Source organism: Treponema sp., from assembly GCF_045641405.1.
In the GTDB taxonomy this organism is placed as follows: domain Bacteria; phylum Spirochaetota; class Spirochaetia; order Treponematales; family Treponemataceae; genus Treponema_D.
Genome location: NZ_JAZUGX010000067.1, coordinates 55481 through 79510, shown reverse-complemented (window position 1 = coordinate 79510; position 24030 = coordinate 55481). Strand labels below are relative to the sequence as shown.

Here is a 24030-nt window from a genome sequence, read left to right as displayed (position 1 = left end):
TGGAAAAATTATTCGTTTCTTTCAAGAAGACATACACAGTAGGCTTTTATTGCATTTCCTTCGCCTACGGAATCCTGCTTTTCGTTTGTCTTTGCCTTCACGAATACCTGGTGATTGGAAACTTCAAGGACATTTGCTATGGACTCTATGATCTTTTCTCTCCATGGAAGAAGCTTTGGTTTTTCTGTTTCCACCACGCAGTCAAGGTTGTTCAGTCTCCAGCCTTCATTGCTTATATCCTTCCAGATTTTTCGAAGCAGTTCCTTTGAATCGGCATCCTTCCATTGTGGCTCATCGGGTGGAAAATAGGAACCTATGTCACCAAGCCCTGAAGCTCCCAAAAGAGCATCGCTGATTGCATGCAGCAGTACATCACCGTCAGAATGTCCATCTTCACCTTTTTCTGAAGGAATTTCTATTCCACCAAGGTAGAATTTTCTTCCTTCAACCAGGCGATGGAGATCCGTTCCAATACCTATTTTTGTCATCAAATGCTTCATCGGAATATCCTGGATGAATGTTATTTTTTTGTTGTCCTTGCTTCCTTCCACCACAAAGACCTTTTTGCCGTCGGTTACCTCTGGGTAATTATCCCATATTTCAGTATCATCGGTGAATTCCATGTCCTCTTCCGCAGCTTTTTCATGGCAAAGGAGCAGGGGAGCAAGGATAAATGCCTGAGGGGTCTGGACTGCACAAAGATTTTTCCTTACCAGATGCCTTTTTATCGTTCCGTCTGGAGAGATTTCCTTCTGTGTATCCACTGGTGCAATGGCAGGAACTGACGCTCCATATCTTTCTGCAGCGGCTATTACTTTTTTTATGGTTTCCTCGGATACGAAAGGTCGAGCCGCATCGTGGATAAGTACTATGGAATTCTTTTCTGGAATTGCTTTTATCGCCTTGAAAACGGAAGATTGCCTTGTGGAGCCACCTTCAACGAAGAAAAGATTTTTATGTTCCAACAGCTCATGTAATCTTGGGTCTGAGAAAAGAGCCTTTTCTGCATCCTCTTTTCCGTCTTTGGGAATGGCTATGACTACCGTAGAAAAATCCGCTGTCTCCAAAAAAATGCGGGCGGCACAAGATAGAACTGTACCGCCTTTCATTTCAAGGTATTCTTTTTTTTTGCCGAGGCCCACCCGTGTGGATGAACCTGCAGCTGCAAGAACTAGTGAAAGTGATTTCAAGGATTAATCCTCGTCGTCATCGTCATTGTCTTTTGAAGATGATGAGGTGTCTTCTTCGAATTCATCCTCGTCTTCATCATCATCGTTATATACTGGCTTCTTTTCAATCTTAAGACCAAGAGGTTCAAGCTTTGCATGGAGCATTGCTTCAACTTCCTTTGCGGAAATTCCGTAAGCTTCTGCTATCTCATTCTCAAGAAGTGTCTTTGCGTTTTCATAGAGCTTGCGTTCAAGAATTGGAAGTTCCTTTACCTTTGAACGGTGGTAAAGACAGCGTACGATTGCCGCAATGTCACCGATTGTTCCCTTTTTGAGAAGGTCAAGGTTCTGCTGGTAACGGAGCTTCCAGTCTGATGTTGGTGGCTCATAGTCGTCACTGATGGAATCAAGTGCTTTCTTGGCTTCTGCTTTTGAAACGATAGCACGAATTCCAAGAAGTTTTGCATTGTCTACAGGAACGATGACATTCATGTCAGAAACTTCGATGTAGATCTTGTAGTGATAAACCATCTCGCCTTTGAAGTCGCGCTTGAATACATCGACGATCTTACCTACACCCTGGCTAGGGTAAACGATTGTCTGGTTTACTGTGAATTCTGTCTTTGGTTTTGCCATATCTTCTATAATATCATACTTTTTCTAGAAATTCAATTCACATGGATGAGGCGTGTTTCTTTGCACCTTCAGCAGCGGCTCCGATGATGACGTTCCTAAGGTCTTTGTCGTACCATTGACAGGTTTCTCTATTAAAGAAGCCAAATGCCTCTGCAGGGTTTTCATTGTTTCTTTCCTGCCCATTGTCCCAGAGTATTGAAATTATTCCCCTTGAGGCGGATTCCTTAAGGTAGTAGTTAAACCATATAAGACGGTCTTCTTTGTTTCCTTTGTTTGTGGCTCCATATTCACCGATGATGACAGGGTATCCTTTGTCGATGAAATTTGATTTGAGCATATTGAAGTGCCAGTCCAGCTCATCCCTTGTCTGGATTGAAAATGTATTGTATCCATCCTTGCCACAATTCATTGTAAAGTTGTATGGGGTGTACATATGGACTGAAAGAGCAAGCTTTCCAGGTCCTGATGGATCATCTGGAAATTTAAAGCTGCCATTCCATGCGGCATAAGGAGAAGCAACATATGCAGGTACCATTATCATTCGGTCTGTGTTGACGCCGCCTCTGCTACGGATTGTCGTGACTGCCTTCTGGTTGAGTTCATTGATGACTTTGACTGCTTCCTTACATTCTGGACAGCTCATTTCAGCATTCCATTCGTGGGCGTGACCTCTCAGACGAGGTTCGTTGAGGGTTTCAAAAATCACCTTGTCATATTTTGCATCCTTGAATGCGTCCGCAACCTGCTCCCAGACTTTTTCAACAAAAGCCAGTGACTTTGCTTTTCCTTTTTCTGTTGGGTAGAAGCCCTGGAAAGCATATACCATGTTGTCGTTGATGTAGTTGTCGTGATGGATGTTGAGTATTACATACATCTTTTCTTCGATGCACCAGTCGACGATAGTCTTTACGCGGTTCATCCACTCTGCATTGATTTCATAGTCTGCATTGATGTGTGGAGTCCAGCTTACAGGGAGACGGACTGTCTTTATTCCGCTTTTTGCGAGACCTTCTATCATGCTTCTTGTGGTCTCTGGTTGCCCCCAGCTAGTTTCTGTATTTTGAGGTTCGTCAGAAAAAGAATCAGCATTGTGGGCATCCAACGTGTTTCCGAGATTCCAGCCTGTTCCAAGATCCATAAGTGTCTCCTTTGTAACTGCCTTGAGTTCTGAATCCTGCCATGGAGGAGTTATGTCTCCATAATCGGTCCATGAAAACATCCTTGAGTTGTCTACGCAGCTCACAAGGATGAAGGATAAAAGCAGCATTGATTTTATGAAAGTTTTTCTAGTTTTAGCCATATTGACCTCTTTGCGGTGTGTGTCTTTGCTGAAAAATCTTTCCTGCTGTTGAATATAATGCAATGAAGATGCAAATAATACAAAAATTATGCTAAGTGTATAAAATTAGTTGGAAAAATTAAAAAAAAATGGGGCTGTCTCAAAAGTTCGATTTGCGGTGGTTGAGCATGTCGAAACCACCATATTTAGTGTAATGGTCATTTCGACATGCGGCTTTATGGAAGCTCCGCAGCCATATGCAATGATCGCTACGATAGTTACTTATTAGACCCCCATAAGTGACCTTTAGTTCAACTGGTCCAATGTGCTGTCAATCCACTGACGGCACAGTTCAGGATAAGTTTCTTCCAGCGCAAGGAATCTTGTCAGTGCAGAAGGAAAATTTCCAGTGTAGTAGTAGGATTCCCCCAGGTAGAAGCTGGCTCTGTCCGCAACAGTTTTTGTCCTGTTCTGTGCGAGGAACTTCCTGAGCTGCGTGATGGATTCTGAGTACTGCTTCTTTATGAAATGGGTCTTGAGGATTTCGAACAGGAGGTATTCATCTCCGCCTGCAGGACTCACAAGATCTTCTTCGAATATATGGATTGGAAGAGGTTCAATCTTGTGCCTTGTATCCTTTCTGATGAGGCTCTTTGCCTTTTCCTTGGATGCGGCGGAAATTGTTGGCTCGTGGGTAGCCTTTTCATCAAGAACATCGATATATGGCAGTGGAGTTTCTCTCAATGCACCGTTTTCATAGGTTTTTCTAGGCTGTTCGGGTGTCTTTATTTCTGATTTTACCTTTTTCTGTTTTCCGTTGGCACGGGCACCCTGGACCGTAGCGTTTACTCCTGGAAGTACTGTCCTGAGCACTGGGTCGTCAGGTGAATATTCGTTCTTTTCGTCTGTTTCTTCGTCGTAGTAATATTCGCTGTTTGCAGGGTTTTTTGACGCAATTGCCGAAACCACTGCGTAGTAGTATTCCTGGGATGTTCTTAGGGTGTCTGTGTAGGAGGTTTCGTTTGACATGAGGATTGCTATAGGCTCAAGATTCTCTGTCTGTGAAAATCCTGTGAATGGTTTTGTTGCCCTGTAGACAAGTAGCGCTGAAACCGAAGACAGGTCCGATGGACTTGACCATGTCACCGTCACTGACTTTGCTGAGGTTGATTCAGCCTTGATCCCTGTGATTATGGACTTTGTCGACTGGGCAAAGGCAGCTGATGCAGAAAGAATAAATGATAGTGCCAAAAGTTTTACACAGATTCTGTTTTTCATACACATATTTTCTACTAAAATGCCCGTATTTTCAAGTCTGTTTGACAATAGATGTTGTTTCAATTATTCTGTTAGATATGTTTGTTTCTGTAATGATTGAACCAGGAAGTCTTGACAGCGGTAAATCTCTTGTTGATATCCTTACACGCTATGGATTTACAAAGATTCAGCGTTCCTGCTGGGAGAACATGAAGGTCCGCGAAGATGAGCTTTCAAACCTTAAGAAGGATTTGGATCGTGTTACCGATTACTATGATAAAATCAGACTGTATCAGTTCCCTGTCAATGGGCTTTTTGTGATTACGGAAATGAAGCAGAAAAAATGGCGCAAATGCCAGTTCTCTGGCACTCCGAGTCCAAGAAGACAATAGAAATAGTCAGAAAAAAAGATATCTAAGGAATGTATATATGGTAGAAGATTTTCAGGAACCCATCGCACAGTTGAGGGAAGGCATTCTTTCCGTATGGGGTCGCCTCGACGTGGATGATATAAACAAGAAGATTGCAGACAAGGAAGCGCAGTCAAATGCTCCTGGATTCTGGGATGACAATGCAAAGGCAACAAAGGTCATGAATGACATCAAGCTCCTGAAGGGAAGAATTGAGCCTTGGCAGAAGCTTGTTGCTGATATCGATGACATTGAAACGATGTATCAGATGGCATTGGAAGAAAATGACCAGGCGTTGGAAAGCGAGCTTAAGGAAATGTATGAAGCTGCAAACAAGGACTACGAGCACTACAGTATCCTTAACCTCTTGAGCGATGAAGTAGATAAGAACGACTGCTTTCTTTCCGTTCATGCTGGCGCAGGTGGAACGGAAGCCTGTGACTGGACTTTCATGCTTTCAAGAATGTACCAGAGATGGGCTGAACGCCACGGATATAAGATTGAAATTGTTTCACAGGAAGAGGCAGAAGGAGGACTTAAGTCCATCAACATGAGGATTTCTGGCGATTATGTTTACGGATACACAAAGGGGGAGGCTGGAGTCCATCGTCTTGTCCGTATTTCTCCTTTTGATGCCAACGCGCGTCGTCATACTTCATTTGCTTCTGTATATGTTTTTCCAGTTCTTGATGACAGCATTGAAGTCAACATTGAGCAGAAGGATCTTCGTGTAGATACATATCGATCGGGAGGAAAGGGTGGTCAGCATGTCAACAAGACTGAATCTGCAGTCCGCTTTACCCATATTCCTACAGGAATTGTCGTTGCCTGTGACAGTGAAAGATCCCAGCTTATGAACCGTGCCACAGCAATGAGCATTCTCCGTTCAAGACTTTATGAATACTACAAGGAACAGAAAGAAAAGGAGAATTCAAAATTCGCAGGTGAAAAGAAGGATATTTCTTTTGGAAGCCAGATTCGTTCCTATGTTTTCCAGCCATATACAATGGTAAATGACCACCGCACAAAGCTTAAGATCGGAAACATACACGATGTCATGGACGGAAATATCGATCCGTTCCTTGATGAATTCCTTTCTGCAAAATGGAAGGGACTTTCTGTTACTCCTGATGACGATGACATGGATGACATCGAGTAGACTGAAGACGCTGAAAAAAAAGGTCTTCCTTTGCTTATTCTCAATATTCATTGTTTCCTCTGATTTCTTTGCTGATGAGTGGGTTCTGTCCGCAAAGAAATTTGAATTTGCACAGAACAAAAAACGTGACATTTCCGAAGAGGAGCTTTCTACATTGATTCCTCAACTTCTGCTGGAGCAGATTTCAGAAGGACTTATCAGGAATACATCAAGCAAGGAAATGATGGATCGGACATTGGAATCCTATCTAGTTGATCGGCAGTCCTTGTTCCTTCAGCTTTCAAGGGATTACAGAAAGCGTGATTCACTGGTCCTTACCACCGACAACAAGAAAAAACTTGCAAGGGCAATCAAGGCTCAGCAGAAGGTCATAAGGGAAACAGAAATAAAGATAGAAGAAAATCTTGATAAAACCCAGCAGATCAAGGATGAATATAGAAGGTCTCTTGAAAAAGAAAGTGCAGATACAAAGGTCGAAAGTGACTTCAATTTTTTCTTCAATCCGTTTACAAATCTTTTCGTAAAGAAAAAGGAAAACTTGCTTCCAGATCCAAGGGAAGAAAGAATAAGCCTCTATAAAAAGGATTCCGCTGAACTTTATGTTCCAGGTGAATCCTATAGACGCAACGGGCTTGAAAGTCGCGCCTTTGAAAAGGAAATGGTCGGCGCAAAAATCAACGGTCTCATTGATGGTTCTTTGACGGTGTATGGTGAGTATTTTTCTGTCACATGCTCACTTTATCTTTATCCTGGAAGGGATCGTCTTGGAACCATAACTGAGGTTGGCAAGGTAAGGGAATGTGGAAAGGTTGCTGCAAATGTCGCTTCATACTTTTGTCCACTGATAACGAACCATATGGGCGTTGAAGTTTTTTTTGAGGTCCAACCTGCGGAAATTGTCGACAGGACCCATGTGACCGTTGATGGAATCTATTACGACAAGGTTCCAGATAGATTGATTCTTGATGCAGGAAAACATACGGTCAAGGTTGAATGTCAGGATTATCATACAAGAATGATTTCCTATGAATTTATAGGAGCTGAAAAATTTCTTGTTTCTGCGGATATGGTCAAGCAGACCAAAGCTGATGTTTCTGTTGCTCTCGTCAAACCAGAGGAAGGAAAAATATATGCGGATGGAAAGTTTGCAGGAGAAATCCTTTCCGACAGTTATTTTGGAAAATTCACATCAACTGGCGAACCGATCATAGGACACTTCATGGCAAAAAGAAAGGATGTTAGTGGTGAGAAGGCAAGTTTTTTCTATTATGTTCCTGAAAGCATACAGACCGATGATGCTGTGCTGACAGTCAACAGCAAAGCCATTGACCATGCTTCCTATATCGACAGGCGTAGAATTTGGACCTATAGGGCTTATACACTCCTGATTCTTTCAATGCCTTTTACCCTTTACTACACAGGGCAGTACAATTCTTCCGTATACGCATACAATGCAAGATCTTTCAATGACCTAGATGAAATCTACAGGCTCCAGAAAGCAAAGAATATTTGTCTTGGTGTTACTGCTGTATGTACAGGCTTTTTTGTTATTGAACTGGTACGATATCTGATTGCCGCCAATTCAGTTCTTCCTGCCAATGTACACAAGGCTTCTGCTTCAGAATTAAAAAAAATAGAAGAAAGAGCAGGAAAAATGGTACCCGCTCAGCCTGTTGTTGAAACAAGTGTCGATGAACAGGATAATGATGATATTGAAATCAAGGACATCTCTAAAAATACATTTTAGAGACTCCATAAAGAGTACAGAAAATATAGTTGCTGGAGAAACATAATGAGCAGACTTTCATTTGCAGAAAAACTCAAGAGCATATTCGGTTCAAAGAAGGCGGAGTCAGAAGAATTCTTTGAAGACCTTACGGACGCACTCATAGAAGGCGACATCGGTGCAAAGAATGCAATGCAGATTGTAGATGAACTTGAAGCAAAATGCCGTGATGAAAAAATTACGGATCAGGAAAAGATCTCTCAGATACTGAAAGGGCTGCTTTTGTCTCAGATAAAGTCTGTTTCCTTTGTTCCTGAATCAGGCAAGGTGAATGTCTGGATGATACTTGGTGTCAATGGTGTTGGAAAAACAACATCCGTAGCTAAGATGGCAAAGCTATACAAGGACCGTGGAAATGATGTGGTCATGGCTGCCTCTGATACATTCCGTGCGGCTGCAGTTGACCAGATTTCCATGCACGGTGAAAGACTTGGTATCCGTGTTGTTAAGCATCAGATGGGGAGCGACCCATCTGCGGTGGTTTTTGATGCTGCAGATGCCTGTCGTGCCAATGGTGGGGGACTTGTGCTTGCCGATACAGCAGGTAGACTTCACAACAAGGAAAACCTTGTGAATGAATTGAAGAAAATAGATAGAATTTGCAGTTCAAAGGCTGATGAAGGCTGCTATAAGAAAATCCTTGTAATAGATGCAACCACAGGACAGAATGCTGTTCGTCAGGCAGAGGTTTTTAATGAGGCTGTAGGTGTGGATGCTGTCGTCCTTACGAAATATGATTCAACGGCAAAAGGAGGAGGTATCGTAACCATTTGTCGTGAACTAGGTATTCCAGCTTTCTTTGTCTGCACTGGTGAGCACTACGAGGACATAGCTGAATTCAATTCGGAAAAATATGTGGACGAATTCCTGGGCAGATAATAATGGATATAGTTTCTGCTGCAATGAGTCTTTATCTTCTCTTTCCAATCCTCACAGACAGGCAGCAGAGATACTCTGAGCTTATCAAGAGAAATTTAACTTCAAGTCCGCAGGAGGTTGAGAAGCGTATTGAACTTGTTAAGTTTCTTGGGCTTGAAGAGTCACAATACAGTATACCAGAAGAACCTGTGTCTGATGGTGAAGAATTAAAAACTGCAGAAAAAAAAGAAGATGTTGTGGAAGTATATCTTAGGGATGTTCATAATCATCTTAAGCATTTTGAATTTGGTGAAGAAAAATTTTCTGTGGGGGACAAGGATGGTTTGCGGTCTTCTGTTGTTTCCGTCAATGGTGATACCGTAACCCGTACCAGTTATGATTCAGAATATAGGGTAGTTGAAAGCATCGTATGGAAGAACAAAAGCACGGTTTCAGAATCTGTCATGCTGAATAAAAAAAACTGGTTCTATACGGATGATGAAATCTACATGACAGAGGATGATTTTGAGAAAAATATCTTTTCTGATACTGTTTTTAATGATAGAAAATTGCCTGTAAAACTTTCAGTCTATCTAGTAAAGCAAGAAAAGGTTGAAGGTTCTGAAGATAAAGCTCAGAAAAAAAATCTTTCAAGGGTTGAATATTTTGACTATGACCTGCAGGATCGAATGACTGTTGAGAAAACAGAATCCTATGAACAGAAGGTAAACGAAACTACTGGAAGACAGAAGGATGTGGTCGTTTACACATCCGAAAAAAGATATGAATATAAAGATGGCTTCGAAACGCCTGACCTGAAATACTTTGAGGACGGAAAGCTCAGACAGGAAATCCAACGGGTAAGCGAAAGTACTTACTATGAATCCCTCTATTTCCCTGGAGGCGCAGGAGTCAGGTCTAAATATGTAGATGAAACTAAAGTTGAAGAAAAGCTGTTCCTTTATGGAGAAAATAGATGAAGGGTATCAGATGGATCCTGTTTGTTTCAAGAAGATTCTCAAAGGTTGACCGTAAGGGTAGGACAGCTGTTACTTCATGGCTTGCCTCTGTAGGTGTCTGTTTTGGTGTCATGGCACTTACGGTCGTCATGGCTGTCATGAATGGGTTTCAGATGTCCTTCATAGATTCCATAATGGAAATTTCCTCCTACCATATCAGGGTTACTGGCATTGCTTCAGAAGATGAAGCTTCATTTCTGGATTTCTGCAAGACCGATAGAAGAATACTCTGTGCTGTTCCTTTCTATGAAGCACAAGGTCTTATGGCGGGGAAAAAAGGTCTGCAGGCCGCTTCCATGGTGCGTGCCTTACCTGAGGATGTTTCAAAGCTCGATTCTGGATTCCGACGGGAACTAAAGATGGTTTCTGGTCGTTTTGATCTAAGTGAACCTGATTCCATTGTAATAGGAAATACCATTGCATATAACCTCAAGCTCAGAAAAGGAAGCAAGGTGAATATCGCTGCCTTGAGCGGTTCCTCCGATACAGCTCTTCTTTCCACTAATAGAATTTTTACTGTAAAGGGAATCTTTTTCTGTGGATATGCTGACATAAATGCTGGATATTCTTTCATCAATCTTGAGTCGGGGGAGAAGAATTTCGGAAAAGAGACTCCTAAGATATATGGAATAAAGCTCAAATCTTCTAGAAGCGATGCTGCTGTTCTTGAGGAAATCAAGGCTCTCTTCAAGGATGCAACGGTTGTAAGCTGGAGGGAATTCAACAGGGGATTTTTTGGAGTCCTCAGAATGGAAAAAAACATCCTGTTTCTTCTTGTGCTTTTGATTTTCGTGGTCGTTGCAATAAATATCTACAATGCACTGAAAAGACTTGTCTATGAACGCAAGCAGGAGATAGCGGTTCTTTCGGCTTTAGGTGGAAGCAAGGGCAACATAAGGAATATTTTCCTTGTGCAGGGAATTAAGACAGGTCTGTTCGGAGCTGTTCCAGGTATGCTTCTAGGTATTTTTGCCAGCAGGAACATTTCTGCCTTTTTTGAGTTCCTTGGGACTGTTTCTGGAAATTCCATGTTCTCAGCCTATGCTTCCATTCCTGCCAGATTGATTCCTCATGAGGTTTTCCTGATTTTTATGTTTGGGCTCTGTTCCGCTTTGGTGGCTTCATGGCTTGCAGGTAGGAGTGTATTGAAGATGACTGTTTCGGAGGTTCTTAGAGATGAGTGATGATTTTATCTTAAGCCTTAAAGATATTGAGAAGACTTATGTTTCTTCTGGAGAAAACCTTACAATAATAAAGGGGCTTTCCCTTGATTTGGAGCGCGGCAAGAAATGTGTCATTGTTGGAAAAAGCGGAAGCGGTAAATCAACCTTGCTTAATATCATAGGTGGTCTTGATTCTGCGACCGATGGAACTGTCCATGTCAACGGCTTTGATGTATCCAGAATGAACGAAAGACAGATCAACGAATTCAGGATGAATGTACTTGGTCTCGTTTTCCAGTTCCACTATCTGCTGAAGGATTTTACTGCCCTTGAAAATATTTTTCTTCCTGCATATATGGCAGGTGTTCCCAAAAAAGAAGCTATGGAAAAAGCGTTGGATCTTCTCTCTGATGTAGGACTTTCAGAAAGAAAAGATCATCTTCCATCCCAGCTTTCAGGTGGTGAAAGGCAAAGGATTGCAGTAGCCCGTAGCCTTGTTAATGATCCAGAACTCATTCTTGCCGATGAACCTACAGGCAACCTGGATCCTGAGAATGCAGTTTTGATAGGTGATATGCTGTTTTCCCTTTCAGAAAAATACAGAAAGACCCTTGTGCTTGTGACCCACGACATGAACCTTGCTTCAAAAGGAGATGTCTGTTTTGCAATTGAGGGCGGAACCTTGGTGGAAAAGAAATGACATTTGCCTCATCGTTGCTTTATGCGAAGAAAATTTTCTTCTCCCGTACAAATCGAGGGGCTGAAAAAAGCTCAGGGCAGCGTTCTCTTGCGGGAGCTGTCATCTGCATAGCTGTAAGCCTTGTTCCTCTTGTCGCGGTTCTTTCTGTCAGCAGCGGAATGATTTCTGGAATGACAGGAAGAATGATTCATCTTTCATCCCAGGATATTCAGGTGGTTGTTGAACCTGAATCCCTTTATGCAGGTTCTGAGGAAAAATTCCTTGAGTTTGCTGGGAAATTCAAGGATGTGGAAGGTGTCACCAAGGTCTATGGAGAGGTCCAAGGTATGGCTCTTGCTGCTGGTAACAACTTTAGGAGCGGAGCAACCCTTAGGGCTGTTGATAGGAATGTCTTTGTAGAAAACACTTACTTTTCTTCATTTTTTGATGTTGTCGAAGGTTCAACGGATCTGTCGGATGGTAGGAATGCCGTGATAGGTAAAAAACTTGCCGAGACTCTTGGTGTTCACCCTGGAGATACGATCAAGCTTATTACAATCAAGTCAGGCGGAGAAAAAGTTGTTCCTAAGGTTTCTATCTTTAAGGTTACAGGGATTGTTTCCTGCGGCTATCAGGAATTGGATGCCCTCTGGGTATTTGTTTCCCTTGAGAATGCCTTTACGACCTTTAAGAAGTGTTCCCTTGAATATTTAATCGGACTGGAGACTGACAGGACCTTTGCAAAGGAACTGGATGATGTCCTTGCAGACGTAAGGATTCAGCTTGTGTCGGATATTGAATGCATCGGCTGCTTAGCTGAGACCTGGAAGACTGTCAATGCCGCCCAGTTTGAAAATTTTGCTTCGACAAAGGCTCTTCTGGTCGTCATCATGCTTGCGATAATACTCGTTGCAAGCATCAATATCAGTTCTGCGATAGTCATGGTCGTTATGGAGCGAAAAAAGGAAATTGCCATTCTCAAAAGTACGGGAGGCTCATCTTTGGGAATAGGTGCTTCTTTTGTTATGACAGGGCTTTTTGCAGGTCTAAGCGGAATAGTGATTGGCGTTCCAGCGGGGCTTCTTATATCTTTGTTCATAAATCCTATTATCAGTGGTATAGAACAAATTGTTAATTTAATTCTTAGCTTTTTCAACGCAGGCCATCTGAAATTCCTTGATCCAGCTTTCTATCTTCAGGAAATTCCTGTCGTCATCCCATGGGCGGAGATTGTTATTATTGTGGTTTCAACCATTATCCTTTCCATCGTCATGTCCATTCTTCCATCCCTTAGGGCAGGCAGGTCAAGCGTAACTGAAATTCTCAGCAAGAACTAAGTTTTTTTGAATTTTTGTTCAATATTTTGTATAATTGGATCAAATAGATGAGGGGAATTTAATGGTCTGTGACTTTTGCCACGAACGTGAAGCCGTGATATTCATGGAACAGATGACCGGTATCGGTCAGCATCGTAAAATCAACATATGCCTTGAATGTGCCATAGAAAGGGGAATTTCTCCAGATCCCAAAAGCATTGAATCTTCAATTGGAAACCTGTTCAAGGAACTCACAGAAGTATCAAAAAAGATATCTGAGAAAGAAAACAGGATATGTCCCGTATGCGGTACAAAGCTTGGAGAAATAAAGAAAACTGGAAAAACAGGTTGTCCCGAATGTTACGCCATTTTCAAGAATGAAATAAGACAGGCTCTGGAAAATAATGGAGTCAAGAATGTGTTCAAGGGAACAATGCCTGCTCGTCTTTCAACGATTCATTCGGTCCTCAATGACAGGGTAATCCTTCAGAACAAATTGAACGATGCACTTGAAAGGGAAGATTATGAAAAAGCCGCCATGTACCGTGACTACCTTAAGGCATTGGAAAGTCATGCCGTTTCCGATGGGTCAGATCTGGAAAAAGGGGGAGTCTGATCAATGGCAAAGAAAAAGAATTCCGCTGTTTCTGATGCCTGGTATACAACTCCTGGAATAGAACAGGATGTGGTTGTCTCATCCAGTTCCACATTGAGAAGGAACCTTGCAAATTTCCCATTTCCTTCAAGACTTCATGAGTCAGAGGCTGGACGCATCCAGTCCATAATGTTCGATGCCTTTAACTTTCTTCCAGATGCAAATGAATATCAGGCAGTTTCTCTGGAAAAGCTTGATGATGTAGGCAGAAAAATAATGCATGAACGTTCTATACTTGAAACTTCGGATGTTTCAAAAGGTGGAATCATCATGCGCAATGACGGAAGACTTGCCTGCACCGTAAATACAGATGACCATGTAGTCATGTCGACCTTCATGTCAGGACTTGCGTTGGATGACACGACAAGAAAAGTCTATGATGTAGACTGTGAACTCCAGAAGCATGTTCAGTATGCCGCAAGCTATGATTTTGGATATCTCAACAATTTCATTTTGAATTCAGGAAGTGGTCTTGCATTATCTACTGTACTTCATCTGCCAGCCTGTTCCTTGCTTCAGGAAGTAGGACCTCTTGCACAGAAGCTTTCTGAGGATGGATTTGACCTAAGGGCTCGCTATGGGTCAGGTGGGTTTGATAATGTCAGCGGCTATGGAAGCCGTGGCGCTGCCCTTGGAGCCTATTACAGGCTGACTACAAAAAGCAGTGCTGGAGGAACGGAACTTGAGCAGCTTGCTTCCATGAGGGTTGCGGTACAGAGCGTAATGCTTGCTGAACGCAATGCAAGAAAAAAGTGCCGTTCCACCCATGTTACGGAAATTGCAAACTATACCTACAGGTCCCTTGCACTTGCAAAAGCAAGTTTCTTTATAAACCTAAAGGAATCTGTCGATATTATAAGTGGAGTGAAGTTCGGTGCTGACATGGGCATTCTTGATGGCATAGAAAGCACTGAACTGCATGCTCTTCTTTACAGAGTTCAGGAAGGTCATCTTGAATATGTGCTGAACACAGGAAAGTTCAAATTTGAAAAGGACATTCAGGATAACAAGACCAGGCAGATTGAACGGTTGAGGGCACTCATACTCCAGGAATCTTTTGAAGGAATTGAAAAGCCTTAAGGAAAGTTGCTATGTATAAGAATTTTTCACCTAGAGCACGTAGACTTCTTGTAGCCCTTGCGCAGGATGAAGCCTACAAATCGGGCAGCAAGGAAGTTGATCCTGAGCACATAATTCTTGCCCTACTAAAATCGGCAGATGGACTTGGCTATATTGTGCTCCAGAACCTGCGCATCAATGTGCTTACCATGCAGCTTGCCATTGAGCAGAATTTCAACAACCGCTATCCTGACCAGGAGCTCAAGACTATTCCTGATTCAGAAAGGACTGCAAAATTCCTAAAGCAGAGTGCCTTCATTTCCAAGGCAATGGGAAACAGCTATGTAGGAACGGAGCATTTCATTCTAGCTGCTATCACCGAGGAGCATTCTCTTCTTTGGGCATATTTCAAGAAAGCAGGGATTTCCGTCGATCAGGTAAAGAAATCCATTTCAGATATTCAGAGAAAAATTCCTTCTTCCGCTATGAATGAAAACGAAGATATGGAGGAAGGCAACTTCATAAACGAAAAGGCTGTTCCTTTCATGGCTGACGGCAGTTCCCAGCAGAAAAAGAAAAAGCCTGAAAGCCTTTTGGAACAGTTCTCCAGGGATTTAACGGAGGCAGCTCGGGAAGGCAACCTTGATCCTGTTGTTGGACGGGACAAGGAAGTACTTCGTGCCGTTCAGATCCTAAGTCGCCGTTCAAAGAACAATCCACTTCTTATTGGTGAACCTGGTGTTGGAAAAACTGCCATCGTGGAAGGCCTTGCGCAGAGAATTGAAAAGGGGACAGTTCCTGTTGATCTCCTTAACAAGCGTGTGCTTCAGCTTGATCTTGCGGCAATGGTTGCAGGTACAAAGTATCGTGGAGAGTTTGAGGAAAGACTCAAGAGGGTGATGAAGGAAATAAAGGAAGCAAAGAATATCATTCTTTTTATTGACGAGCTTCATACGATCATTGGCGCTGGTGGTCCTGAAGGTGGGCTTGATGCTGGAAACATGATTAAGCCTGCCCTTAGCCGTGCTGAGCTTCAGATCATCGGTGCTACGACAACAAAGGAGTACAGAAAATATTTTGAAAAGGACAGTGCCCTTGTTCGCCGTTTCCAGATTGTCCGTGTAGAAGAACCGTCTGAAGACGAAACTGAAGAAATTCTTCTTGGGTTGAAGTCTAATTACGAGGAATATCATCATGTGAAATATGACGATGCCGTTATTCCTCTTATAGTGAAATATTCAAAGCGCTACATCAATGAAAGATTCCTTCCTGACAAGGCTATAGACATCCTGGATGAGGCAGGGGCAGCAAAGAAAATTCTTGAAGATACACGTCCTGAGGACCTTGAGCGCCTTGAGTCAGAATATGCAAAACTCAATGAGCAGAAGCGGGATCTTGTTGCTAAACAGGAATACGAAAAGGCTGCCTGGATTCGAGACAAGGTGAACAGCCTCCGTACGGAGATCGATGAACTTAACAGAAAATGGAAGGCTGCAGACGGAAACAAGAATCGGATTGTGACTGCGGAAGATGTGTGCAGGATAATTTCGTCTATGACAGGAATAGATGTTTCCAAGCTTGATGATGGAAAGTCTTCAAGACTTCTTAACATGGAAAAGGAAATCCATAAGGAAGTCATTGGTCAGAGTGAGGCTGTAAGCCTTATAAGCAGTGCGGTCCGCAGAAATCGTGCAGGAGTTTCTTCTGGACGCAGACCGATGGGATCCTTCATTTTCCTTGGTCCTACAGGTGTCGGAAAGACCCAGCTTGCAAAGAGTCTTGCGAAATTCCTTTTTGGAACGGAAGATGCCCTTATCCGTGTAGACATGAGCGACTATATGGAAAAGCATAATGCAGCACGTCTTGTTGGTGCTCCTCCAGGATATGTTGGATATGAAGAAGGTGGTGCCCTTACGGAACAGGTAAGACAGCATCCTTATTCAGTTGTTCTTCTTGATGAGATTGAAAAAGCGCATCATGACATCTTCAATCTGCTGCTGCAGATGCTTGAGGAAGGTGAGCTGAAGGACAATCTTGGACATACTGTTTCTTTCCGTAACTGCCTTGTGATAATGACAAGCAATGCAGGCGCAAGGGAAATCACAGCAGACAACCGCATGGGATTTTCAACCTTGAAGGAAGGACTTCTTCCATATGAAGACATAAAATCAAGTGCAATGGAAGAACTTAAGCGCATAATGTCGCCTGAGCTTCTGAACCGTGTTGATGATGTGGTTGTATTCAATGCTCTTTCCCGTGAAGAGGTTGGCAGCATCCTTGACATTCAGCTTGGTGATCTTCAGTCACGTCTTTTAGAAAAGAATATAATTCTTGAGGCAAAGCCTAAAGCTAGGGATTATCTTGTGGACAACGGATATGAACCTTCGATGGGTGCCCGTCCTATGCGTCGTCTCATTCAGCGTGAAGTCGAAGATCCTCTTTCTGTTCTTCTCCTTGAAAATTCTGAGTTTGCTGATGATGTGGATGCAAAGACAGTGGTTCTCGATTGTGACGGTGAAAAACTGAGCCTTAAGGTAAAAAAGCCTAGAGGAAAAAGTGTCAAGACAAAGGAGCTTCTTTCTGTCTGATCGGGGATGATGAATTCCATCCACTGCAGAACCTGCCCGCAAAATCAAGATTCTATGTTTTGTTTGCAGGCAGGTTCCTGGATTGTATGGTGCGGCGGTGTGACGAGATTTTAAATAAGGCTTCTTATTGACATAGACCTCTTGAAATGATATATTCAAAACACATTGTGATTAACCTTAAGAATGAGCCCTCCAAAAAGGCTCTTTTTTTTTGGTGTTTCGATATTTGTTATACTTTTTTTTAGAGGCATCAATTGGAATATACTTCATTGAACAGTATTCCCTATTTCAAAGAATGTTCTGCTGTGGTTGCAGCGGAAGGTCTTAAACTTGTGGAACTTCAAGTTGTTCCACAGAAAATCCTTACAAAAATTTCAGCGGTCATAGCTTCTGGTGATCCTTCAAAGGATGTCGGTGTTTCTGATTGTTCCAAGGCTCATCGTGCGCTTGCCCCAAAACTCATGGCGCTTCTCAACAAGACAGAAGATGACATCGCCATGGAAGTTTGTTCACCTGGCATTGAGCGAAACATCAAAAATGCTGCTGAATTCGAAATTTTTAAGGGTCGGGAAGTTCGCGTCTGGGACAGGAATGTAAGCGACTGGACTGCAGGGACGATCAAGTCATCGGATGATAAGTCCGTTACCTTGGTTTTACAGGATGAATCTGGAGAGAAGTCAGAAAAGGTCTTCCAGTATTCTGATATTGCAAAGGCAAAATTTATCCATATTTAGGAATATAAATTTCGTGACAAAGACATTAAATGGCATGAAAAGACAGGAGAAATAAAATGGCAAAGAAAACAAAGAAAGATGCAACAGAACCAATTGCAGATATTATCCGTGCGCTTGCAGCAGAGAAGGGAATTGATGAGACAGCCGTAAAGGCAACCGTTTCAAAGATGATCATAGCTGCTTACCAGAAGTGCTTTGGAAAGCAGTATGACAACTGTATCGTTGATATTTCCGATGACCTTTCACAGATAAACGTTTATGCAGAAAAGACTGTCATCGACGGTGTATGGGATCCTGTCATTGAAATTGAACTTGATGAAGCAAAGGAACTTGAACCAAGCGCAGAAGAAGGTGATATTCTTCGCATCGTGCTTGACCCAAAGAAGGATTTCCAGCGCGGAGCTGTTTCTGTAGGTAAGCAGGAAGCTCACAAGGATCTTAATGAAAATTCAAGCAAGAAGCTTATTGATGAATATAAAGACAAGATCGGTGAGACAATCATCGGATACTTCCAGCGTTCATATAAGGACAACATCTTTGTTGATCTTGGTGGAAAGGTTGAAGGTGTTCTTCCTAAGAAGTATCAGAGTCCAAGAGAAGTCTATGCAAACAAGACAGACAGAATCAAGGCTCTTATTAAGGAAGTAAAGAAGACAAATTCTGGTGTTCAGATTGTTCTTAGCCGTACGGACGAAAATCTTGTTCGCAATATTCTTGAAAGCGAAGTTACAGAAATCCAGGATGGTATTGTTGTTATCAACAGCATCGCTCGTGAAGCAGGATATCGTACAAAGATCGCTGTTTCTTCTACTAAGATGGATGTTGATCCAGTAGGAGCTTGTGTCGGACTTAAGGGTGTTCGTATCCAGAATGTTATCCGTGAGCTTGAAGGCGAAAAGATCGATGTTCTCCGCTATGATGAAGATCCACATGTATTCATCAAGAATGCGCTTTCACCTGCTGAAGTTCTTCAGGTCATCATTAAGGATTCTGAAAAGCGTGAGGCACTGGCAATCGTTTCCGACGAGAACTTCTCCATTGCAATCGGTAAGCAGGGACAGAACGTTCGCCTGGCAAACAGATTGTGTGATTGGATAGTTGACGTCAAGACGGAATCTCAGGCTGCAGAGCTTGATCTTACAGAAAACTATACAGCAAAGGCTGATGCAGAAAGACTTTTTGCAGATACAGCAAATACAGAAGACGAAGAAATCACTTCAATCCTCCAGCTTCCTGGTGTCGATATGGCAGCGGCTGAGCTTATCAAGGCAGCAGGCTATGACGACATCGAAGCATTCATCACAGCATATGACGATGGATCTTTGGCAGAAATTGAAGGCGTAACAAAGGAACAGCTTGATTCCATCAACTCTATCATCGGTGAATACGTTGAGTTCGAAGAAGAGGAAGCTGTTGAAGAGCAGCCAGAGGCAGAAGAGACTGAGGAAGAATATTTCTGTCCTGAATGTGGTGAGAAGATCACGCTTGATATGACTAAGTGTCCAAAGTGTGGTGCAGAATTCTCATTTGAAGAAGAGTAAGGTAGAGAAGAGGTAGGTATAGTATAGTATGGCAGAAGAATCAGAGAAAAAAACTATCTTAATTAAGCATTCAAAGGCAAACGACGCTCAGCCAGCAGCGGAGCCAACAAAGAAGAAGATCGTCATCAAGAGAAAGGCTCCTTCTGCTGCAGGTTCAGGATCAGGTGACGGTTCAAAGCCAGAGCAGAAAAAGCGTGTTGTTGTTCAGAAGAAGCATAACGATGCTCCTGCAAAGAGCGAAGAAGTAAAGTCTGCAGCTTCTTCTACTACAGATGCCGCCACAGAGAAAACTGTACAACAGCAGGCTTCTGCGGCATCTCCAAGGTCTCAGGCTCAGACACTCGAATTCCCAAGTACAAGACCTAATGTCAAGGCTGGTAACTTGAGCGGCGGTAACCGTGGTGGATACAACGGTGGCTATAATCGTGGTCAGGGTGGATATAACGGTGGTTATAACCGCAACAATAACGGCGGTCAGGGTGGCTTTACCGGTGCACAGGCACGTGAAGGCTATCAGAACCGAGAACGCCAGGGTGGATATAACAACCGAGGTAACTACAACAACAATGGCGGTCAGGGTGGGTATAACCGTGGCGGCTACAACAACAACGGTCAGGGTGGATATAACCGTGGCGGTTACAATAACAATAACGGTGGTCAAGGTGGATATAACCGTGGACCAAACGGCCAGGGTGGATACAACCGTGGTCCTAATGGTCAGGGCGGCGGATATAACCGTGGTCCTAACGGTCAGAGTGGCGGTTTCAACCGTGGACCAGGCTTTGGTGGATCACGTCCAGGATTTGGTGGTGGTCGTCCAGGTTTCGGAGCACCTTCAGCTGTCCCAACTCCCGACAGAACCCCTGGCAAGAAACAGTTCAAAGGTAAAAAACAGGTATATAACCGCAAGGACAAGGAAGAACTCTTTGACGAAGATGAACTTTATGGAAACAAGAAACATGAAGTTACACCTGCAAGCGTAGTACCTGAGACAATCGATATTATGGAAACAGTTTCTGTTTCTGATCTTGCAAAGAAGATGAACCTCAAGGCTTCTGAAATCATCGGAAAGCTTTTCTCGATGGGTATGATGGTTACAATCAACCAGTCCATCGACAGTGATACAGCTACACTTCTTGCTGATGAATATAACTGTAAGGTTCACCTTGTAAGCCTTTACGATGAGACAGTCATTGCAAGCGATGAAGGTTCGTCAGAAGGAGAGCGTCCACGTCCTCCTGTCGTTACAGTCATGGGACACGTTGACCATGGTAAGACTAAGACATTGGATGCTATTCGCGATGAAAATGTTGCTGCTGGCGAAGCCGGTGGTATCACACAGAAGATTGGTGCTTACCAGGTACGCACAAAGGATGGACAGGACATTACATTCCTTGATACTCCAGGTCACGAAGCCTTTACAATGATGCGCGCCCGTGGTGCTCAGATTACGGATATCGTAGTTCTCGTTGTTGCAGCGGATGACGGCGTCATGCCTCAGACAATGGAAGCCATCAACCATGCAAAGGATGCAAAGGTTCCTATCATCGTTGCAGTCAACAAGTGTGATAAGCCTGATGCAAATCCTGAGAACGTAATGACTCAGCTTTCTAATCTTGGTCTTACACCTGAAGCATGGGGTGGAGATACTCAGTTCGTAAATATTTCAGCCCTCAAGCGCCAGGGTATCGATGATCTTCTTGATGCAATCCTCATTCAGGCAGAAATGCTTGAGCTTAAGGCACAGTATGATTGCCGTGCTGAAGGTAAGGTTATTGAATCCCGCACTGACCAGGGACGCGGTGTAGTAGCATCTGTTGTCGTTGAACGCGGTACTCTTCATATCGGTGATCCTCTTGTTGCAGGTATATACTCAGGTCGTGTCCGTGCACTCTTCAATGATCGTGGACAGAAAATCAAGGAAGCGACTCCATCAATGCCAGTTGAAGTTCTTGGTCTTGAGAGCATGCCTAATGCTGGTGATCCAATCCAGGTTACTGAAAATGAAAAGGATGCACGTGCATTCGCCGCAAAGCGTCAGGAGCTCAAGAGATTCGAGGCTGCAAAGGCAGTCAAGAAAATCACTCTCGACAACATGTTCGACGAACTTGATTCCCGTGAAGTCAAGGAGCTCAAGATCATCATCAAGGCAGACCTTCAGGGATCTGCGGAAGCCCTCAAGACTTCTTTGGAAAAACTTTCTACAAAGGAAATCCGCGTAAATGTCATCCATTCCAGTGCTGGTGCAATCAACGAAAGCGATGTTACACTCGCAGCCGCTGACCAGAATGCAATCATCATCGGTTTCAATGTTCGTCCAACACCAAAAGCAAAGGAACTGGCAGACCAGGAAAAGGTAGAAATCAGAAAGTACAACATCATCTATAAGTGTGTTGAAGAAATCCAGCAGGCCATGGAAGGTATGCTTTCTCCAGATACAAAGGAAGAAACAACAGGTACTGCAGAAGTACGCAACACATTCAAGGTTCCAAAGGTTGGTGTCATTGCAGGTTGTTATGTTACAGAAGGTTTCATCAAGAGGACTTGCAGCGTAAACCTTATCCGCGACGGTGTTGTTATCTTCACTGGAAAGATTTCTTCCCTCAAGCGTTTCAAGGATGATGCAAAGGAAGTTAAGGATGGATTTGAATGTGGTATTGGTCTTGAAAACTGGCAGGATATCCAGGTAGGCGACCAGATTGAAGCATTTGAAATCATTGAAGTAAAGCGTTCACTTGGTAAGACTCTTGCTGAAGAACAGGCAGAGGCAGAAAAGAAGGCCGCTACAACTTCTGAAACAGCAGAATAAAAGGAAATAAATGGGACAGTTCAGATTACAAAGATTAGGTGAACAGTTAAGGGAAGAAATTGCAACAATGATCCTTAGACATGAGATCAAGGATCCTCGCGTAAATGAATTCCTTTCCGTAAATCGTGTAGAGGTTGCGGCAGACCTTGCCTACGCAAAGGTTTTTGTTTCTTCATTCATGGATGATCAGTCAGTTCTTCGCGGAGTAGAAGGCCTGAAAAGTGCTGCTGGATTCATTCAGTGTTCAATTGCCAGAAAACTGACAATCTACAAGTTTCCGAAACTTTCTTTTGTCGCTGACTTCAGCATGAAGGAAGGCTACAAGATGGTTCAGAAGCTTAACGCTCTTGAGGCTGAGTCAAAGGAGCGTGAATCTCAGAATGAAGGTGTAAAAGCCGATGCCGAGGCCAAGGCAGATGCAGAAACTTAAGCAAAATAAAAATCTGTAATAATTGGGACTTCCTTTGTGGAGTCCCTTTCCTTTTTTATTTAAAAACATATAATTTCCCACATTGGGGTTATTATGGACGAAAAAAAGAATCCAGGTTCAATATCAATGTTTGCCCTAGCTCTTCCTTTGTGCCTTGAGCAGGGGTTTAGAATTCTTGTTTCTTCAATAGATACTGTAATGCTTTCAAGCTACGATAATGCTGCAGTTGCTGCAGTTGGAATGACTAGCCAGTATGCTTTTTTCATAAACATTCTATACAATGTGGTCTGCGTTGGTACCATGATTGTCTTAAGCCAGTATATCGGTGCAAAAAAATCCAGGGAGGATCTAGGAAATATTGCAAAGGCAAGCATGATCATGGTCGTTTCCTTTTCCATAATCATGTCTCTCGTTGTCATTTTTGGAACAGGACCTTTGCTTTCCTGCTATACCCTTGAAGACACTGTCCGCAACTATGCCCATGAATATTTTGTGATTTTCTGTGGGTTAGGATCAGTCTTCATTGCTTTCAATTTGATGCAGGGTGCGGTTGTTCGAGCCTATGGGTATACAAAGGAAATCCTTCTTGCAACCATTCTTGCCAATCTAATAAATGTCCTTGGAAATGCCTTGTCTCTTTACGGATGGTTCGGTCTTCCTGTTTTTGGTCTGCCTGGAGTTGCTGTTTCTTCTGTTGTAGGTAATATCTTCTCATGCATTTATCTTGCTTCTGTTATCAGAAGAAGAAAGGAAATTCAATTCAGCGTGAAGGGTATTTTTTCTGTTGAAGGAACTTATTTCAAGAAGATCCTCAAGATAGGAATTCCTACTGCAGGAGAAAATCTTTCCTATAATGTTGCACAGATTGTCATAATGGCAATGATCACTACTTTGGGTACTGCCGCCATGAGTGCCCAGGTCTATACCCAGACCATATGCCGTTTTGTCTTTGTTGTTGCCGTTGGAATCGGAAGTGCAACCCAGATTAAAACAGGATATTTTGTCGGCTCAAGAAACGCTGATATTGCATACAGGAATCTTTGGCGCTATCAATTCTGCGGAACTTTGACAAGCATGGTCCTGATTCTTCTCATTAACCTTGGAAAAGGATTCATCGTTCCAATGTTTACAGATGATCCTGTAATTATCGGTTATGTTTCAACCTTGCTCCTTTACTCCTGCTACATAGAATTCGGTCGGTCCCTCAACCTTATTTCTATCGGTGGACTAAAGGGGGCAGGAGATGTTGTTTTCCCTGTAGGATATGGTATTTTCTCCATGTGGTGCATAATGGTTCTCTTTAGCTACATCCTTGGAATTAGGATGGGACTTGGATTGGTTGGATTCTGGCTTGCCATTGGGACTGATGAAACTACTCGTGGACTTGTAATGCTTGTCCGATGGAGGAGTAAAAGATGGCAGACAAAGGCTTTGGTGTGATCGGAAAGGCTTGATTGTAAATCCCGCTTATTGTCTTATTGAA

Annotated in this window: 20 protein-coding genes; 16 read left to right on the top strand and 4 right to left on the bottom strand. The window is 43.0% G+C overall.

Annotation, left to right across the window (positions count from 1 at the left end; genetic code table 11):
- Positions 1 to 8: 8 nt before the first annotated feature.
- From ispF to ACKI39_RS10705, 4 genes are all read right to left on the bottom strand, one after another.
- Complete coding sequence (gene ispF / locus ACKI39_RS10720; RefSeq protein WP_407400377.1) at positions 9 to 1190, bottom strand: 2-C-methyl-D-erythritol 2,4-cyclodiphosphate synthase; 1182 nt, start codon at positions 1188 to 1190, stop codon at positions 9 to 11.
- A 3-nt stretch (positions 1191 to 1193) separates the two neighbouring features.
- Entirely contained in the window at positions 1194 to 1805 is a 612-nt protein-coding gene (locus tag ACKI39_RS10715; protein WP_407400375.1) for a CarD family transcriptional regulator, read from the bottom strand.
- A 37-nt stretch (positions 1806 to 1842) separates the two neighbouring features.
- Positions 1843 to 3105, bottom strand: coding sequence for a glycoside hydrolase family 5 protein (locus tag ACKI39_RS10710; RefSeq protein ID WP_407400373.1), 1263 nt, complete (start codon positions 3103 to 3105; stop codon positions 1843 to 1845).
- A gap of 285 nt (positions 3106 to 3390) precedes the next feature.
- Complete coding sequence (locus ACKI39_RS10705; protein WP_407400371.1) at positions 3391 to 4362, bottom strand: tetratricopeptide repeat protein; 972 nt, start codon at positions 4360 to 4362, stop codon at positions 3391 to 3393.
- 77 nt (positions 4363 to 4439) lie between these two features.
- Between ACKI39_RS10705 and ACKI39_RS10700 the strand changes: the two genes are divergently transcribed.
- The 16 genes from ACKI39_RS10700 (at position 4440) to ACKI39_RS10625 (ending at position 23987) form a co-directional block, all read left to right on the top strand.
- Positions 4440 to 4733 carry a CRISPR-associated protein Cas2 gene (locus ACKI39_RS10700; RefSeq protein ID WP_407400369.1) on the top strand — a complete coding sequence of 98 codons (294 nt, stop codon included), beginning with the start codon at positions 4440 to 4442 and terminating at the stop codon, positions 4731 to 4733.
- A 37-nt stretch (positions 4734 to 4770) separates the two neighbouring features.
- Positions 4771 to 5910 carry a peptide chain release factor 2 gene (prfB, locus tag ACKI39_RS10695; protein ID WP_407400367.1) on the top strand — a complete coding sequence of 380 codons (1140 nt, stop codon included), beginning with the start codon at positions 4771 to 4773 and terminating at the stop codon, positions 5908 to 5910.
- Positions 5897 to 7657 (top strand): hypothetical protein, encoded by a 1761-nt coding sequence (locus ACKI39_RS10690; protein WP_407400365.1) that lies wholly within the window; start codon positions 5897 to 5899, stop codon positions 7655 to 7657. The genes prfB and ACKI39_RS10690 overlap by 14 nt, the downstream gene beginning before the upstream one ends.
- A 45-nt stretch (positions 7658 to 7702) precedes the next feature.
- Positions 7703 to 8575, top strand: coding sequence for a signal recognition particle-docking protein FtsY (gene ftsY, locus ACKI39_RS10685; protein ID WP_407400363.1), 873 nt, complete (start codon positions 7703 to 7705; stop codon positions 8573 to 8575).
- Between the two features lie 2 nt (positions 8576 to 8577).
- Positions 8578 to 9534 (top strand): hypothetical protein, encoded by a 957-nt coding sequence (locus ACKI39_RS10680; protein ID WP_407400361.1) that lies wholly within the window; start codon positions 8578 to 8580, stop codon positions 9532 to 9534.
- The gene (locus ACKI39_RS10675) at positions 9531 to 10757 is read left to right on the top strand and encodes an ABC transporter permease (protein WP_407400359.1); all 1227 of its coding nucleotides are present in this window, start codon (positions 9531 to 9533) and stop codon (positions 10755 to 10757) included. Before ACKI39_RS10680 ends, ACKI39_RS10675 begins: the two co-directional genes overlap by 4 nt.
- Positions 10750 to 11436 (top strand): ABC transporter ATP-binding protein, encoded by a 687-nt coding sequence (locus tag ACKI39_RS10670; protein WP_407400357.1) that lies wholly within the window; start codon positions 10750 to 10752, stop codon positions 11434 to 11436. Before ACKI39_RS10675 ends, ACKI39_RS10670 begins: the two co-directional genes overlap by 8 nt.
- Positions 11433 to 12752: an ABC transporter permease gene (locus tag ACKI39_RS10665; RefSeq protein ID WP_407400355.1), complete on the top strand. Its 1320-nt coding sequence runs from the start codon at positions 11433 to 11435 to the stop codon at positions 12750 to 12752. Before ACKI39_RS10670 ends, ACKI39_RS10665 begins: the two co-directional genes overlap by 4 nt.
- Before the next feature lie 61 nt (positions 12753 to 12813).
- Entirely contained in the window at positions 12814 to 13347 is a 534-nt protein-coding gene (locus ACKI39_RS10660; protein ID WP_407400354.1) for a UvrB/UvrC motif-containing protein, read from the top strand.
- A gap of 3 nt (positions 13348 to 13350) precedes the next feature.
- Positions 13351 to 14466, top strand: coding sequence for a hypothetical protein (locus ACKI39_RS10655; RefSeq protein ID WP_407400352.1), 1116 nt, complete (start codon positions 13351 to 13353; stop codon positions 14464 to 14466).
- A gap of 11 nt (positions 14467 to 14477) precedes the next feature.
- On the top strand, positions 14478 to 17033 hold the full coding sequence (locus ACKI39_RS10650; protein WP_407400351.1) for an ATP-dependent Clp protease ATP-binding subunit: 2556 nt from the start codon (positions 14478 to 14480) through the stop codon (positions 17031 to 17033).
- A gap of 254 nt (positions 17034 to 17287) precedes the next feature.
- On the top strand, positions 17288 to 17767 hold the full coding sequence (locus ACKI39_RS10645; RefSeq protein ID WP_407400350.1) for an LSm family protein: 480 nt from the start codon (positions 17288 to 17290) through the stop codon (positions 17765 to 17767).
- A gap of 56 nt (positions 17768 to 17823) precedes the next feature.
- A complete protein-coding gene (gene nusA, locus ACKI39_RS10640; protein WP_407400349.1) occupies positions 17824 to 19308 on the top strand; it encodes a transcription termination factor NusA in 1485 nt (494 codons plus the stop codon).
- A gap of 28 nt (positions 19309 to 19336) precedes the next feature.
- Positions 19337 to 22117 carry a translation initiation factor IF-2 gene (gene infB, locus ACKI39_RS10635; RefSeq protein ID WP_407400348.1) on the top strand — a complete coding sequence of 927 codons (2781 nt, stop codon included), beginning with the start codon at positions 19337 to 19339 and terminating at the stop codon, positions 22115 to 22117.
- A 10-nt stretch (positions 22118 to 22127) separates the two neighbouring features.
- The gene (gene rbfA / locus ACKI39_RS10630) at positions 22128 to 22547 is read left to right on the top strand and encodes a 30S ribosome-binding factor RbfA (RefSeq protein WP_407400347.1); all 420 of its coding nucleotides are present in this window, start codon (positions 22128 to 22130) and stop codon (positions 22545 to 22547) included.
- 93 nt (positions 22548 to 22640) lie between these two features.
- On the top strand, positions 22641 to 23987 hold the full coding sequence (locus tag ACKI39_RS10625) for an MATE family efflux transporter (RefSeq protein ID WP_407400346.1): 1347 nt from the start codon (positions 22641 to 22643) through the stop codon (positions 23985 to 23987).
- Positions 23988 to 24030: the final 43 nt, after the last annotated feature.

Coding starts and splice junctions, on each gene's coding strand:
- ACKI39_RS10715 (WP_407400375.1), bottom strand. CDS start 1,805: ATGGCAAAACCAAAGACAGAATTCACAGTAAACCAGACAATCGTTTAC.
- ACKI39_RS10710 (WP_407400373.1), bottom strand. CDS start 3,105: ATGGCTAAAACTAGAAAAACTTTCATAAAATCAATGCTGCTTTTATCC.
- ACKI39_RS10705 (WP_407400371.1), bottom strand. CDS start 4,362: ATGAAAAACAGAATCTGTGTAAAACTTTTGGCACTATCATTTATTCTT.
- ACKI39_RS10700 (WP_407400369.1), top strand. CDS start 4,440: ATGTTTGTTTCTGTAATGATTGAACCAGGAAGTCTTGACAGCGGTAAA.
- prfB (WP_407400367.1), top strand. CDS start 4,771: ATGGTAGAAGATTTTCAGGAACCCATCGCACAGTTGAGGGAAGGCATT.
- ACKI39_RS10690 (WP_407400365.1), top strand. CDS start 5,897: ATGACATCGAGTAGACTGAAGACGCTGAAAAAAAAGGTCTTCCTTTGC.
- ftsY (WP_407400363.1), top strand. CDS start 7,703: ATGAGCAGACTTTCATTTGCAGAAAAACTCAAGAGCATATTCGGTTCA.
- ACKI39_RS10680 (WP_407400361.1), top strand. CDS start 8,578: ATGGATATAGTTTCTGCTGCAATGAGTCTTTATCTTCTCTTTCCAATC.
- ACKI39_RS10675 (WP_407400359.1), top strand. CDS start 9,531: ATGAAGGGTATCAGATGGATCCTGTTTGTTTCAAGAAGATTCTCAAAG.
- ACKI39_RS10670 (WP_407400357.1), top strand. CDS start 10,750: ATGAGTGATGATTTTATCTTAAGCCTTAAAGATATTGAGAAGACTTAT.
- ACKI39_RS10665 (WP_407400355.1), top strand. CDS start 11,433: ATGACATTTGCCTCATCGTTGCTTTATGCGAAGAAAATTTTCTTCTCC.
- ACKI39_RS10660 (WP_407400354.1), top strand. CDS start 12,814: ATGGTCTGTGACTTTTGCCACGAACGTGAAGCCGTGATATTCATGGAA.
- ACKI39_RS10655 (WP_407400352.1), top strand. CDS start 13,351: ATGGCAAAGAAAAAGAATTCCGCTGTTTCTGATGCCTGGTATACAACT.
- ACKI39_RS10650 (WP_407400351.1), top strand. CDS start 14,478: ATGTATAAGAATTTTTCACCTAGAGCACGTAGACTTCTTGTAGCCCTT.
- nusA (WP_407400349.1), top strand. CDS start 17,824: ATGGCAAAGAAAACAAAGAAAGATGCAACAGAACCAATTGCAGATATT.
- infB (WP_407400348.1), top strand. CDS start 19,337: ATGGCAGAAGAATCAGAGAAAAAAACTATCTTAATTAAGCATTCAAAG.
- rbfA (WP_407400347.1), top strand. CDS start 22,128: ATGGGACAGTTCAGATTACAAAGATTAGGTGAACAGTTAAGGGAAGAA.
- ACKI39_RS10625 (WP_407400346.1), top strand. CDS start 22,641: ATGGACGAAAAAAAGAATCCAGGTTCAATATCAATGTTTGCCCTAGCT.